This is a genomic window from Saccharothrix sp. NPDC042600 (assembly GCF_040647305.1).
Lineage (GTDB): Bacteria > Actinomycetota > Actinomycetes > Mycobacteriales > Pseudonocardiaceae > Actinosynnema > Actinosynnema mutabilis.
In genome coordinates, this window is sequence record NZ_JBEZBW010000005.1 from 187,485 (window position 1) to 200,464 (window position 12,980).

Sequence of the window (12,980 nt, forward strand, 5' to 3'; positions counted from 1 at the left end):
GAGCGCACGAGTAGCCTTCAACGCATGGCGGCGCGCAACACGGTGAAGAAGCCCGAGACCCCGCTCGGCCTGACGCGGCGGGCGCGCAAGATGGTCCGCCTGCTGGAGACGGGGTACCCGGACGCCCACTGCGAGCTGGACTTCACCAACCCGTTGGAGTTGCTGGTCGCGGTCGTCCTGTCCGCCCAGACCACCGACGTCCGCGTGAACCAGGTCACACCGGCCCTGTTCCAGCGCTACCGCAAGGCCGCCGACTACGCCTCCGCCGACCGCACCGAGCTGGAGGAGCACATCCGCCCCACCGGCTTCTACCGGAACAAGGCCACCTCGCTGATCGGCCTGGGCTCCGCGCTGGTCGAGCGGTTCGGCGGGGAGGTGCCCGGCAAGCTCACCGACCTGGTCACGCTGCCCGGCGTCGGCCGCAAGACCGCCAACGTCGTGCTCGGCGACGCGTTCGGCGTGCCGGGGATCACGGTGGACACCCACTTCGGCCGGCTCGTGCGCCGCTGGGGCTGGACCGAGGAGGAGGACCCGGTCAAGGTCGAGCACGCCGTCGGCAAGCTCGTCGAGCGTCGCGACTGGACCCTCCTGTCGCACCGCACGATCTTCCACGGCCGCCGCGTCTGCCACGCCCGGACGCCCGCGTGCGGCGCGTGCTTCCTCGCGCCCCAGTGCCCCTCCTACGGCATCGGCCAGGTCGATCCGGTCAAGGCCGAGAAGCTGGTCAAGGGCGAGGAGGCCCCGCACCTGATCGCACTGGCCGAGCGGGTGCGGTCGGGGGAGAAACCGGCGTGAGCCGAGCAGCGCGCTGGGCGGTCGTCGTCCTGGTACTCGCGGTCGCCGCCGTGGTGGCGCTGTGGCCGCGCGACGCCGAGCAGCCGGTCGGCCGGCAGCGGACCGCCGCCGCCAAGGACCTGGGACCCGCGCGGGAGGAGGCCGCCCTGGACCCGTGCCCGCGCGGCGGGGGAGGCCCGGCGGTCCTGCGCGGCGTCACGGCCACCTGCCTGGCCGACGGGCAGCCCGTCGACGTCGGCGCGGCCCTGCCCGGCAAGGCGCTGGTGAACTTCTGGGCCACCTGGTGCGTTCCCTGTCACGAGGAGCTGCGGGTGCTGGAGGACTACGCCCGGCAGCCCGGCGCGGTGCCGGTGCTCACCGTGCTGGTGGACAGCAAGGAGGGGGACGGGCTGGAGTTGCTGACCAAACTCGGGGTGCGCCTGCCCGCGGTGTTCAGCGAGGCGGACGCCGTGCGCCGGGCCCTGGGCTCGCCGCCGCACCTGCCCAAGAGCTACCTGGTGGGCGCGGACGGCGCGGTCGCCGAGGTGACCCGCTACACCGTGCTCACCTCCGTCGACCAGGTCCGCGAGGTGGTCGGATGACCGCCCTGGTGTCGCCGGAGGACGTCCCGGAGTGGATGAGCGGGTTGGTCAAGGCCACCGCCGAGATCGACCACCGGGCGTTCACCCGGATCTCCCCGCCGCCCGCGGGCACGGGCCGCGAGGCCGCCGTGCTGATGCTGTTCGGCGAGGGTCACGACGGGCCGGACGTGCTGCTGCTGCGCCGCGCCGACACCCTCGGCTCGCACCCCGGGCAGGTCGCGTTCCCGGGCGGCGCGGCCGACCCGACCGACGACGGGCCGGTGGACACGGCGCTGCGCGAGGCGTTCGAGGAGACCGGGGTGCTGCGCGAGGGCGTGCGGCCGGTGGCGACCCTGCCGAAGCTGTACGTGCCGGTGTCGGGGTTCGTGGTCACGCCGGTGCTGGCGCACTGGGACGAGCCGTCGCCGGTCGCCCCGGTGGACCCGGCGGAGACCGCCGCCGTGGCGCGGGTGCCGATCGCGCACCTCGCCGACCCGGCGAACCGGTTCCGGGTGACCCACTCGTCGGGGTACGTCGGTCCGGCGTTCTCCGCGCCGGGCATGTTGGTGTGGGGCTTCACGGCGGGCCTGCTCAACGGCCTGCTCGCGCTGGGTGGCTGGGAAAGGCCGTGGGATGCCACCGATGTGCGCGACCTTGAGCTAGCGTTGCGCGCTACGTGACGGAGGGTTGGGTGGCGTGAACTGGGTGGACCTGCTGGTGTTGGCGCTGGCCGCCTTCGCGGCGGTCTCGGGCGCGCGCCAGGGCATGGTCGTGGCGCTGCCCGCGTTCGTCGGCGTCCTGGTCGGCCTGGTGCTGGGCACGCAGCTCGCGCCGCTGGTGGTGGCCCAGTTCGAGAACGTCGTCACCAAGGTCGTGTTCGCGGTCGGCATCGTGGTGCTGCTGGTCGCGCTGGGCGAGACGCTCGGCGTGTACGTCGGCCGGATGCTCAAGGCCCGGGTGAACTCCAGCCCGTTGCGCGGCGCGGACAACGCGCTGGGCGCGATCGTGCAGGGCGCGGTGGTGTTCGTGGTGGCGTGGATGATCGCGCTGCCGCTGACCATGGTCGCCGGGCTGCCGTCGCTGGCCAAGGCGCTCAACCAGTCGGTGATCCTGTCCACGGTCAACGACACCATGCCGCAGGCCGCCCGGACCCTGTCCGAGGACCTGCGCAACCTGTTCGACGTGTCGGGCTTCCCGGCCGCGATGAACCCGTTCGACCGGACCCCGCTGGCCGAGGTCGGCCCGCCGGACCCGGCGCTGGCGGCCAACCCGGTCGTGCAGCGGCTGCGCCCGTCGGTGCTGAAGGTCCGCGGTCGCGCGCCGTCGTGCTCGCGGGCGCTGGAGGGCACCGGGTTCGTGATCTCGCCCGAGCGCGTCATGACCAACGCGCACGTCGTCGCGGGCACCACCGAGGTGACCGTGGAGGTCGGGCGCGGCCAGTTCGACGCGACCGTGGTGCACTACGACGCCCAGACCGACATCGCGATCCTCGCCGTGCCGGACCTGGAGGCCGCGCCGCTGCAGTTCCGCACCGACGAGATCAAGCAGGGCGAGGACGGGATAGTCCTGGGCTACCCGCTGGACGGCCCGTACACGGCGTCCGAGGCGCGGGTGCGCGAGCGGATCAAGATGCTGCGCGGGCCGGACATCTACGACGCCACCACCGTGACGCGGGACGTCTACACCGTCCGGGCGAAGGTCCGCAGCGGCAACTCCGGCGGACCGCTGGTGGACCCGCAGGGCCGGGTGATCGGCGTCGTGTTCGGCGCGGCGGTGGACGACCAGGAGACCGGTTTCGTCCTCACCGCCCAGGAAGTCGCGGACGAGGTGGCCAAGGCGCCCACGATGGTCCGTCGCGCTTCCACCCAAACCTGCGCGTCTTGACCACGGGATCTCCACAGGTGAGTGCTTGTCTGGGCGCATGGACGCCATCGGGTACATGGACCGGGCCGCCGCGTTGGACGACGCCCGCGCCTACAAGCTGAGGTTGCTCGACGCGCTCGACGTGCGGCGCCGCCACACCGTCCTGGACGTGGGCTGCGGCCCCGGCACCGACCTGCTCGACCTGGCCGCGACCGGCGCGGAGTGGGTGATCGGGCTCGACGCCGACCCGCTGATGGTCGCCGAGGCCCGGAACCGCACGGAGGAGTACCCGGCCATCGCCGTGCACCTCGGGGACGCTCGCAGGATGCCGGTGGCCGACGGGATGGTCGACCGGGCGCGGGTGGACCGGGTGCTGCACTACGTCCCGGACCCGGAGGCCGTGTTCGCCGAGCTGCGCCGGGTGGTGAAGGACGACGGTGTCGTGGTGGTCGCGCAGCCGGACTGGGACACGATCACCGTGGACCCCGGCGACGTGCGCACCAACCGGAAGGTCCGCGAGTTCGTGTGCGACCAGGTGGTCGCCAACGCGACCGTCGGGCGGCGGGTGGCGCGGCTGGCCGAGGACGCCGGGTTCACCGTGGACCCGCGGATCACCACCCCGGTGTTCCGCGACTTCGCCGTCGCCGACGACATCCTCGGGTTGAGCCGCAACGCGGACCGGGCCGTGCGCGCCGGTCAGCTCGACGCCGACGAGGCCGCCCGGTGGCTGCACGACCTTCAGCGGCAGCGGTTCCTGGCGACCTTCATGTTGTTCACGGCTGTGCTGCGGCCAGGAAGCCGCTGATCAGCCCGTTGGTGGTGTTCGGTGCTTCCTGGTGCGGGAAGTGGCCGACCTCGGGCAGGCTGCGGAACTGCGAGCCCGCGCCGACCCAGCGGCCCGAGTCGGCCGCAGTGGACTCCAGCATCACCGGGTCCAGCGCGCCGTGAACCTGCAGCACCGGCACGTCCAGCCGCCGGTCGACCGCCTCGGCGAAGCGCCGCCCGTCGCCGCGCAACTGGGAGCGCACCGCCCACCGGTAGTACTCCATCGCGGAGTGCGCGACCCCGGGGACCAGCACCGCCTCCCGGTTGCGCCGCACCACCTCGTCGAACTCCGGCGACACCGTCCACTTCGGACCGGCCCACGCCGTGAGCAGCCGGGCGACCGCCGCGCCGCCGTCGGCGGTCAGCCACCGCTCCGGGTGGACGGGGAGCTGGAAGCGGAAGACGTGCCCGCTGGCCCGGCCCTGCCCGCGCGGGTGCCGGCGGATCGCGTGCCGCAGCGCGAGCGGGTGCGGCGCGGAGATCGTGGTGATCGAGTCGACCAGCCGCTGGTGCATGGCCGCGACCGTCCACGCGAGCATCCCGCCCCACGCGTGCCCGACGAGGTGGGCCCGGGCCGCGCCGAGCGCCTTGACCAGGCCCGCGACGTCACCGGCGAGGGTGAACCCGTCGTAGCCGCGCGGCGGTTTGTCCGAGTCGCCGTAGCCGCGCAGGTCCACCGCGACCGCGCGGTACCCGGCCTCGGCCAGCGCCACGAGCTGGTGCCGCCAGGTCCACCAGAACTCCGGGAACCCGTGCAGCAGCAGGACGAGCGGGCCGTCGCCCAGCTCGGCCACGTGCAGGCGGATGCCGTTGGCGGACACGTCCCGGTGGGCCCAGGGTCCGGCGACCCGGGCGGTGGACGGGTCCGGCGGCAACCGCACGGCGCGGCTCAGGACCCGTCGCCGCGGTGGCGCAGGGCCGCGACGGTGTCCTTGGCCGACGCGATGGTCCGCTTCGGCGCCCTGATCCTGCGCACCTTGCGGTACCCCAGGAACCCGAACCCGGCCGCCGTGAGGAGCATGACGCCGAACGTGATCAGGAACGACCAGCCCAGCCCCAGCCCGAACATGTCGTCCAGACCGAAGCCCAGCGCCATGAACAGGAAGAACATGGCGAACGCCAGCACGGTGAGCGCCAGGACGAAGAAGACGCTGCCCTTGAGGCCCTTCTTCACCTCGCCGGCGATCTCCGACTTGGCCAGCTCGACCTCGGCCCTGACCAACGTGGACAGGTGCGCCGTGGCGTCGCGGACCAACCCGCCGATGGACGTTTCCTCCGCGATCTTCGCCGCGCTCTCCGCGGTCAACGGGATCGACGGAACAGGTGGCAGCCCGCTGCCGTTGGTGTTCTCCCGAGCGCTGGTCACGAAGCTCATCGTGCCATGCACGCCCTGAGCCGGCCGCTCGACCGGCCGATCACTCCTCTTCGTCCAAGCGCTGGTGCACCCGACTGCGCCGGATCAACAAAACCGCCGCCAACAGCGAAGCCGCCATCGACGCCAGCAGCACCGCCGCTTTGGCCTGTTCGGCGGCCTGTCCGTCCAGGGCGAGGTCCGCGATCAGCAGGCTCACGGTGAACCCCACGCCACCGAGCATCGCCACCGCCGTGATGTCCCGCCAGCCCGCGCCGCTCGGCCACACCGCCGCCTTGAACAGCACGGCCAGCGCGGCCGCCCCGACGATGCCGACCAGCTTGCCCACCACCAGCCCCAGCATCACGCCCAGCGCCGGCTTGTCCGAGAACAGCGAGCCCAACGCCTCCCCGTTCACCGGCACCCCGGCGGCGAACAGCGCGAACACCGGCACCGCCACCCCGGCCGACCACGGCTGCAACCGGTGCTCCAGCCGCAGCGCCGGCGCTTCGTGCTCGTAGTGGTCCTTGCGCACGCGCGTCAGCAGCGCGAGCGCCACGCCCGCGATGGTCGCGTGGATGCCCGCCTCGTGCACCGCGACCCACGTCCCGACGGCCAGCGGCACGTACAAGAACGGCGAGGTGACCCGCTTGTGCTGAAGGACCGCGTACAACCCCAGCAACGCGACCGCCACCAGCGCCGCCACCAGGTTGAACGACGCCGTGAACAGGACGGCGATGAGGACGATCGCGCCCAGGTCGTCCACCACGGCCAGGCTCAGCAGGAACACCCGCAGGCTGCTCGGCAGCCCGGACGCGGTGATCGCCAGCACGCCCAGCGCGAACGCGATGTCCGTGGCCACCGGGATCGCCCACGCCCGTTCGATGCCCGGCTCGCCCCACCCGACCGCGAACGCGATCGCCGCGGGCACCACCATGCCGCCCACCGCCGCCACCACGGGCAGGGTCGCGGCCTTGAGGTTGTTCAGCTCACCGATCACCAGTTCGCGCTTGAGCTCCAGCCCCGCGACGAAGAAGAAGATCGCCAGCAGGCCGTCCTTGGCCCAGTCGCCGACGCTCAGGCTCAGGTGGAGCGACTCCGGTCCGATGTGGAAGTCGCGCACCGCCTCGTACGCCGGGCTGAACGGCGAGTTGGCCCACAGCAGCGCGACGGCGGTCGCGGCGAGCAGGATCAGGCCGCCGACGGTCTCGGTGCGCAGGTAGCGGGCGAACTCGGCGACGACTTGGCGCTTGCGGTTCATCAGGCGGGCTCCGGGGCGATCGGCTACAGGACATCCTCGTGCCGACCAGACTTCCCGGCTCACCAGTACGGGACCTTAACACGAACGTGGGTAACGCCAACGGTGGCGGACCGCGCCGCCGGTGGGGCCGCCCGGGGAGGCGACTGGTCGATTCCCCGGGCGGCCCCGCCGGTCAGTCCTCCGAGGCGCCCGACTTCAGGCTGCTCGAAATGAGGTCCATCACCGACGAGTCGGCCAGCGTCGTGACGTCGCCGATCGCCCGGTTCTCCGCCACGTCGCGCAGCAGGCGGCGCATGATCTTGCCGGACCGGGTCTTGGGCAGCTCCGGCACGACCATGATCTGCCGAGGCTTCGCGATCGGGCCGATCTCCTTGGCCACGTGGTCGCGCAGCGCCTTGATCGCCTCCGCGCCGGACGCCTCGTCCGCCACGCCGCCGCGCAGCATGACGAACGCGACGATGCCCTGGCCGGTGGTCGGGTCGGTCGCGCCGACGACCGCCGCCTCCGCCACGGTCGGGTGCGAGACCAGCGCGGACTCGACCTCGGTGGTGGAGATGCGGTGCCCGGACACGTTCATCACGTCGTCCACGCGGCCCAGCAGCCAGATGTCGCCGTCGTTGTCGTACTTCGCGCCGTCGCCGGCGAAGTAGAAGCCCTGCTCGCCGAACCGCGACCAGTAGGTGTCGCGGTAGCGCTCCTCGTCGCCCCAGATGCCGCGCAGCATCGACGGCCACGGCTCGTCGAGCACCAGGTAGCCGCCACCGCCGTGCGGGACCTCGTTGCCCTGGTCGTCCACGACCTTCGCGCCGATGCCGGGCAGCGGGCGCTGCGCCGAACCGGGCTTGGTGGAGGTCGTTCCGGGCAGCGGCGAGATCATGATCGCGCCGGTCTCGGTCTGCCACCAGGTGTCCACGATGGGCGTCCGGCCCGAGCCGATGGTCTCCCGGTACCAGATCCACGCCTCGGGGTTGATCGGCTCGCCGACGCTGCCCAGCACGCGCAGCGACGACAGGTCGTACTTGGCGGGGATGTCCGCGCCCCACTTCATGAACGTGCGGATCAGCGTCGGCGCGGTGTAGTAGATGGAGACGCCGTACTTCTGCACGATCTCCCAGTGCCGGCCCTCGTGCGGGGTGTTCGGCGTGCCCTCGTAGACGACCTGCGTGACGCGGTTGGACAGCGGGCCGTAGACGATGTAGCTGTGGCCGGTGACCCAGCCGATGTCGGCGGTGCACCAGTAGACGTCGGTGTCCGGCTTGAGGTCGAACACGTAGTGGTGCGTGTAGGACGCCTGGGTCAGGTAGCCGCCGGACGTGTGCAGGATGCCCTTGGGGCGGCCCGTGGTGCCCGAGGTGTAGAGGATGAACAGCGGGTGCTCGGAGTCGAACGCCTCCGGCGTGTGCTGGTCGGACTGCTTGTCCACGAGGTCGTGCCACCAGACGTCGCGGCCCTCGGTCCACTCGACGTCGGTGTTCGTGCGCTTGACCACCAGGACGTGCTCGACGCTCGCGGCGTTGGCGACGGCCTCGTCCACGGCGGGCTTGAGCGCGGCCGGGTTGCCGCGGCGGTACTGGCCGTCGGTCGTGATGACCAGCTTGGCCTGCGAGTCCTCGATGCGGGTGCGCAGCGCCTCGGCGGAGAAGCCGCCGAACACGACGCTGTGCAGCGCGCCCAGGCGGGCGCAGGCGAGCATCGAGAAGATCGCCTCGGGGATCATCGGCATGTAGATGGCGACCCGGTCCTCGGCGCCCACGCCCAGCTCGGTCAGCGCGTTGGCCGCCTTGGACACCTCGCGCTGCAGCTCGGCGTAGGTGATGGCGCGGCTGTCGCCGGGCTCGCCCTCCCAGTGGATGGCGACCTGGTCGCCGTGGCCGGACTCGACGTGGCGGTCCACGCAGTTGTAGGCCACGTTGAGCTTGCCGCCCACGAACCACTTGGCGAACGGGGCGTTCGACCAGTCCAGGACCCGCGTCCACTTGGTGTCCCAGGTCAGCCGCTCCGCCTGCTTCGCCCAGAACGCCTCGCGGTCGGCCTTCGCCTCCTCGTACAGCTCGGCGGTGGCGTTCGCCTGCGCGGCGAACTCCGGGCTGGGCGGGAACGTCCGGTTCTCCGTGAGCAGGTTGTCCAGGGCCGGTCCCTGGGCTTGCGGCTGGGTCATGGTGGGCGGACCTCCTGAATCCGAGGGGTGCGCACTGAAAGGTAGTGCGATTCAGCTCACTGCGCACCCAAAAGGTTCAGACCAATTTCGGCGGGTTCGAAACGTGTTGGCAACTGTGTAACCCGCGTGCGGCCCGCTGACCACGGTGGATCCGCCGAACGACACATGCCTTGCGACCAGCGGCACCACCCGTGACCCGCGTCACGCGCTGAGGCGGGCCTTCGCGGCCGGCCACTCGGCGGCCGTCATCGAGAAGACGACCGTGTCGCGCAGGGTGCCGTCCGGGCGGACGCGGTGCACCCGCAGCACGCCCTCGCGGGTCGCGCCGAGCCCCTCGATGGCCCGCTGCGACCGCTCGTTGCGGGCATCGGTGTGCCAGCCGACGCGGTGCGCGCCCAGCACCTCGAACGCCCTGGTCAGCAGGAGCAGCTTGGCGTTGCGGTTGAGGGCGGTGCGCTGCCAGCGGGCGCCGATCCAGGTGTGGCCGATGTAGAGGCCGCGGTGCTTGGGGTCGATCTCGTAGTAGGAGGTCGTGCCGGCGACCTCCTCGGTCCGCGGGTCGATCTGCGCCCACGCGCGCCGGGCGGGGTCGTTGATGGCGGCGGCGACCATGTCTCGCGCCTCCCGGAGCGTCCGCGGTTGGCGCACGCTGAGCCAGCGCCAGACCTCCGGGTCCTTGCCCGCTTCCAGCAAGCCCTCGGCGTGGTGGAGGCCGAGCGGTTCGAGGCGGACGTGGGCGCCGGTGAGCGTGGGGCGGTCGTACCAGGTCATGCCCGGGACGTTAGGCGCACCAGTGGCTATTTGACATGGCCAATTCTCGGCATTTTCAGATAGCCACTTACCGGCGGGTAGTGTTCTGCGGCGTGACCGATCCGCTCGCCCCGCTGCTGGACCTGCCCGGCGTGCCCGAGGCCGTCCAGACCGCCCGCGACGCCGTGTTCCAGGTGCACCGCCACCGGGTGAACCTGCGCGGCTGGGCCACCACCGCCGCCGAGGCCTCCGTCCGCGCCGCCCGCGCCTCGGCCGCGCTGGACGGCGGGCCCACCGAGATCCCCGCGGACGGGTCGGTGTCGGACCCCGTGCTGGCGGGCGCGCTGCGGGTGGCGGAGTCGCTGGGGACGATCCTGCCGACGTGGCAGCGCGCGCCGTTGCAGGCGTTGGCGAAGCTGCACGTCCTGGCGGGTGCGGACCTGGGCGCCGAGCTGGGCAGGCCGCGGGTCGCGCCCGGCATCTCCGAGCGGCTGGACCTGCTGGCGTCGCTGGTGACGGGCGGGACGTCCGTGCCGGGGCCGCTGGTGGTGGCCGTGGTGCACGGTGAGCTGATGGCGTTGTCGCCGTTCCCGACGGCCAACGGCGTGGTCGCGCGGGCGGCCTCGCGGCTGACCTCGATCGCGACCGGCCTGGACCCCAAGTCGCTGGGCGTGCCGGAGGTCCACTGCCTGCGCCGGCAGAACGAGTACGCGGCGGCCCTGCACGGGTTCTCCACGGGCGAGCCCGACGGCGTCGCGCAGTGGATCACGTTCTGGTGCTCGGCGGTCGAAGCCGGCGCCCGCGAGGCCAGGAGCATCGCGGACGCCGCAGCCTCTTAAAGGAGTTCCTTGAGGGTCGTCGCCGCGCGGTCGGCGTCCTCGAAGGTGTTGTAGAGCGGGGCGAAGCCGAACCGGAGCACGTCCGGCGCGCGGAAGTCGCCGATGACGTTCCGCTCGATCAGCGCGTCCATCAGCGCGCCCGCCTTCGGGTGGCGCAGCGACACCTGGTGGCCGCGCCACTCGTCGGCCGGCGTCAGGACCCCGATGCCGGGCAGGTCGCGGACCAGGTCCATGAAGTGCGCGGTCAGGGCCAGGCCCTTGGCCCGGACGTCCCGGAGGTCGACGTGGTCCCAGACGTCCAGCGCCGCGTCGAGGGCCAGCATCGACAGGATGTCCGGCGTCCCCACCCGGGCCCGCGACACGCCGGGGTCCGGGGTGTAGTCGGGCTGCATCGCGAACGGCACCTGGTGCCCCGTCCACCCGGTCAGCGGCTGGTGGAAGCCCTGGTGCGCCCGGGTCGGCACGTAGATGAACGCGGGCGAGCCGGGGCCGCCGTTGAGGAACTTGTACGTGCAGCCCACGGCGAGGTCGACGCCCAGCGCGTCCAGCTCGATCGGCAGCACGCCGGCGCTGTGGCAGAGGTCCCAGACGACCTTCGCGCCCACCGCGTGCGCCTGCTCGGTCAACGCGGCCATGTCGTACAGCCGACCGGTGCGGTAGTCCACGTGGTTGAGCAGCACGGCCGCCGTGGTGTCGCGCAGGTCCAGGCGGTCGGGGTCGGCGGGGCGCAGGGCCAGGCCGGTCAGCTCCGCCACGGACTGCGCGATGTAGCCGTCGGTGGGGAAGGTGCCCGCGTCCACGACGATCTCGGACCGGTCCGTGCTGCGGACCGCCGCCATCAGGGCCTTGAACAGGTTGACGCTGGTCGAGTCGCACACGACGACCTGCCCGGCCGCCGCGCCGACCAGCCGCCCGATGCGGTTGCCGACCCGTTCGGGCGCCTCCCACCAACCCTCCGACCAGCTCCGGATGAGCCGCGAGCCCCACTGGTGCTTGACGACCTCCTGGACGCGCTCGGCGACGTTCTTCGGTGGTGCGCCGAGCGAGTTGCCGTCGAGGTAGACGACGTCGTCGTCCAGGTCGAACAGGTCGCGCACATGCGCCAACGGGTCTGGGTTCACACGTAGCTCCTCGCGGTCCACAGTTCCGGGAAGATGGAGCGTTGCGTGCGCTTCTCCAGCCACGCAACCCCCGCCGAGCCGCCGGTGCCGACCTTCGAGCCCATCGAGCGCCGGGTGGCGAGCAGGTGGTCGTAGCGCCAGCGCGCGAACTCCTCGGCGATGTCGGTCAGCGCCTCGCCCAGTTCCAGGAGGTCCCGCGACCCGGACCGGTAGACCTCGGTCCAGACGCGCTCGACGTCGGCGTTGGGCTGGTAGGGCTCGCTGAAGTCGCGGTCCAGCACCTCGACGGGGATGTCCAGGCCCTGCCGGTGCAGCGCGGCGAGGACGTCGTCGTACAGGCTCGGTTCGGCCAGCAACGCCTCCAGCGCGTCGTGCTGGGCGGGCACCGCGCGGTGCGGCACGAGCATCGACCGGGACTTCTCGCCGAGCAGGAACTCGACCTCGCGGTAGCGGCCGGACTGGAAGCCCGAGCCTTCGCCGAGCGCGTCCCGGAAGGCGTTGAACTCGCCGGGCGTCATGCGCGCGATGGGCCGCCACGCGGCGTTGAGCGCCTGCATGTGCAGGTCACTGCGGTGCAGGGTCCGCACGGCGGCCCGCAGGTCGTCGGCCCGCAGTTCCTTCTGCGCCTGCCGCCACTCGAAGCAGAGCAGGCCGAAGTACAGCTCCATGACCTGGGTGATCACCAGGAACGACATCTCCCGCGGGTCCTTGGACCACTGCTGTTGGAGCGAGTGCAGCACGGAGGCGTGCACGTAGTCCTCGTAGGGCGTCGTGCCACCGAAGTCCAGTTTGGGTGCGACCGGGCAGTCCATGCGCACCATGATGTACGCGCGGACGGGTGATCTGAATGGCCACTGACCAGGTGTTCCGCGCGTTTCTCTCGTGGTCGCAAACGCTTCGGCGGTTTAGGTTTACGAGCGTGAGCATCGACCTGGACGGCGTCGACTGGGCCCTGCTGGAGGCCCTCCAAGAGGACGCCAGGCTGTCCTACAACGAACTGGCCCGCCGCGTGCACGTGTCGCCGCCGACGGTCGCCCAACGCGTGCGAAGGCTGGAGAACGCCGGCGTCATCACCGGCTACCGCGCGACCGTGGACCCGACGGCGGTGGGGCGGACGGTCGTGGCCCTGGTCCGCATGAAGTGCTACGGCCCGAGGTGCATCACGGTCCACCCGGAGTTGCTGGACGACTGCCCGGAGGTGGTCGAGGTCGTGCGCCTGACCGGGGACATCTGCTCGGTGGTGAAGGTCGTGACGACGTCGATCACCGAACTGGAACGCCTGCTGGTGCGCTTGTCCGGCTACGGCGAAACCTCCTCGGCGATGGTCCTCTCCACCCCCATCCCGTGGCGCCCCATCACCCCTTGACCCGCACACCCCCAACCGCCGCTCACCCACCACCCGCCGCCCGAGCCGGCCCGTCCACCCCGCCGCCCGCGCCGCCCGCGCCCGCGCCACC

At 72.1% G+C, this 12,980-nt stretch carries 14 protein-coding genes; 7 read left to right on the forward strand and 7 right to left on the reverse strand.

The annotated features are described in order from the left end of the window. Positions 1 to 24: 24 nt before the first annotated feature. From nth to AB0A74_RS06525, 5 genes are read left to right on the forward strand one after another with little or no spacing between them, the layout of a single operon-like run. Positions 25 to 795: an endonuclease III gene (nth, locus tag AB0A74_RS06505; protein WP_358247848.1), complete on the forward strand. Its 771-nt coding sequence runs from the start codon at positions 25 to 27 to the stop codon at positions 793 to 795. Continuing rightward, on the forward strand, positions 792 to 1,376 hold the full coding sequence (locus tag AB0A74_RS06510) for a TlpA disulfide reductase family protein (protein ID WP_358247849.1): 585 nt from the start codon (positions 792 to 794) through the stop codon (positions 1,374 to 1,376). The genes nth and AB0A74_RS06510 overlap by 4 nt, the downstream gene beginning before the upstream one ends. Further along, positions 1,373 to 2,035, forward strand: coding sequence for a CoA pyrophosphatase (locus tag AB0A74_RS06515; protein ID WP_358247850.1), 663 nt, complete (start codon positions 1,373 to 1,375; stop codon positions 2,033 to 2,035). The genes AB0A74_RS06510 and AB0A74_RS06515 overlap by 4 nt, the downstream gene beginning before the upstream one ends. A gap of 16 nt (positions 2,036 to 2,051) precedes the next feature. Further along, positions 2,052 to 3,239: a MarP family serine protease gene (locus AB0A74_RS06520; protein WP_358247851.1), complete on the forward strand. Its 1,188-nt coding sequence runs from the start codon at positions 2,052 to 2,054 to the stop codon at positions 3,237 to 3,239. A gap of 37 nt (positions 3,240 to 3,276) precedes the next feature. Further along, a complete protein-coding gene (locus tag AB0A74_RS06525; RefSeq protein ID WP_358247852.1) occupies positions 3,277 to 4,023 on the forward strand; it encodes a methyltransferase domain-containing protein in 747 nt (248 codons plus the stop codon). Here the strand turns inward: AB0A74_RS06525 and AB0A74_RS06530 are convergent. The 5 genes from AB0A74_RS06530 to AB0A74_RS06550 form a co-directional block, all read right to left on the reverse strand. Continuing rightward, complete coding sequence (locus AB0A74_RS06530; protein WP_358247853.1) at positions 3,992 to 4,924, reverse strand: alpha/beta hydrolase; 933 nt, start codon at positions 4,922 to 4,924, stop codon at positions 3,992 to 3,994. The genes AB0A74_RS06525 and AB0A74_RS06530 overlap by 32 nt on opposite strands. Before the next feature lie 8 nt (positions 4,925 to 4,932). Continuing rightward, positions 4,933 to 5,418: a phage holin family protein gene (locus AB0A74_RS06535; protein ID WP_358247854.1), complete on the reverse strand. Its 486-nt coding sequence runs from the start codon at positions 5,416 to 5,418 to the stop codon at positions 4,933 to 4,935. Positions 5,419 to 5,458: 40 nt separating this feature from the next. Then, positions 5,459 to 6,655 carry a Na+/H+ antiporter NhaA gene (gene nhaA / locus AB0A74_RS06540; protein ID WP_358247855.1) on the reverse strand — a complete coding sequence of 399 codons (1,197 nt, stop codon included), beginning with the start codon at positions 6,653 to 6,655 and terminating at the stop codon, positions 5,459 to 5,461. Between the two features lie 172 nt (positions 6,656 to 6,827). Beyond that, the gene (gene acs, locus AB0A74_RS06545) at positions 6,828 to 8,813 is read right to left on the reverse strand and encodes an acetate--CoA ligase (protein ID WP_358247856.1); all 1,986 of its coding nucleotides are present in this window, start codon (positions 8,811 to 8,813) and stop codon (positions 6,828 to 6,830) included. A 201-nt stretch (positions 8,814 to 9,014) separates the two neighbouring features. After that, positions 9,015 to 9,584, reverse strand: coding sequence for a GNAT family protein (locus AB0A74_RS06550; RefSeq protein ID WP_358247857.1), 570 nt, complete (start codon positions 9,582 to 9,584; stop codon positions 9,015 to 9,017). A gap of 92 nt (positions 9,585 to 9,676) precedes the next feature. Between AB0A74_RS06550 and AB0A74_RS06555 the strand changes: the two genes are divergently transcribed. Beyond that, on the forward strand, positions 9,677 to 10,402 hold the full coding sequence (locus AB0A74_RS06555; RefSeq protein WP_358247858.1) for an oxidoreductase: 726 nt from the start codon (positions 9,677 to 9,679) through the stop codon (positions 10,400 to 10,402). On the opposite strand, the gene kynU is transcribed toward AB0A74_RS06555, so the two are convergent. Continuing rightward, complete coding sequence (gene kynU / locus AB0A74_RS06560; RefSeq protein WP_358247859.1) at positions 10,399 to 11,523, reverse strand: kynureninase; 1,125 nt, start codon at positions 11,521 to 11,523, stop codon at positions 10,399 to 10,401. The two genes, AB0A74_RS06555 and kynU, sit on opposite strands and share 4 nt — an antisense overlap. After that, complete coding sequence (locus AB0A74_RS06565) at positions 11,520 to 12,335, reverse strand: tryptophan 2,3-dioxygenase family protein (protein ID WP_358247860.1); 816 nt, start codon at positions 12,333 to 12,335, stop codon at positions 11,520 to 11,522. The genes kynU and AB0A74_RS06565 overlap by 4 nt, the downstream gene beginning before the upstream one ends. A gap of 107 nt (positions 12,336 to 12,442) precedes the next feature. On the opposite strand from AB0A74_RS06565, the gene AB0A74_RS06570 reads away from it, so the two are divergent. Continuing rightward, positions 12,443 to 12,889 carry an Lrp/AsnC family transcriptional regulator gene (locus tag AB0A74_RS06570; RefSeq protein WP_358247861.1) on the forward strand — a complete coding sequence of 149 codons (447 nt, stop codon included), beginning with the start codon at positions 12,443 to 12,445 and terminating at the stop codon, positions 12,887 to 12,889. The last annotated feature ends 91 nt before the right edge of the window (positions 12,890 to 12,980 follow it).

Coding starts and splice junctions, on each gene's coding strand:
- nth (WP_358247848.1), top strand. CDS start 25: ATGGCGGCGCGCAACACGGTGAAGAAGCCCGAGACCCCGCTCGGCCTG.
- AB0A74_RS06525 (WP_358247852.1), top strand. CDS start 3,277: ATGGACGCCATCGGGTACATGGACCGGGCCGCCGCGTTGGACGACGCC.
- AB0A74_RS06515 (WP_358247850.1), top strand. CDS start 1,373: ATGACCGCCCTGGTGTCGCCGGAGGACGTCCCGGAGTGGATGAGCGGG.
- acs (WP_358247856.1), bottom strand. CDS start 8,813: ATGACCCAGCCGCAAGCCCAGGGACCGGCCCTGGACAACCTGCTCACG.
- AB0A74_RS06565 (WP_358247860.1), bottom strand. CDS start 12,335: ATGGACTGCCCGGTCGCACCCAAACTGGACTTCGGTGGCACGACGCCC.
- AB0A74_RS06535 (WP_358247854.1), bottom strand. CDS start 5,418: ATGAGCTTCGTGACCAGCGCTCGGGAGAACACCAACGGCAGCGGGCTG.
- AB0A74_RS06550 (WP_358247857.1), bottom strand. CDS start 9,584: ATGACCTGGTACGACCGCCCCACGCTCACCGGCGCCCACGTCCGCCTC.
- nhaA (WP_358247855.1), bottom strand. CDS start 6,655: ATGAACCGCAAGCGCCAAGTCGTCGCCGAGTTCGCCCGCTACCTGCGC.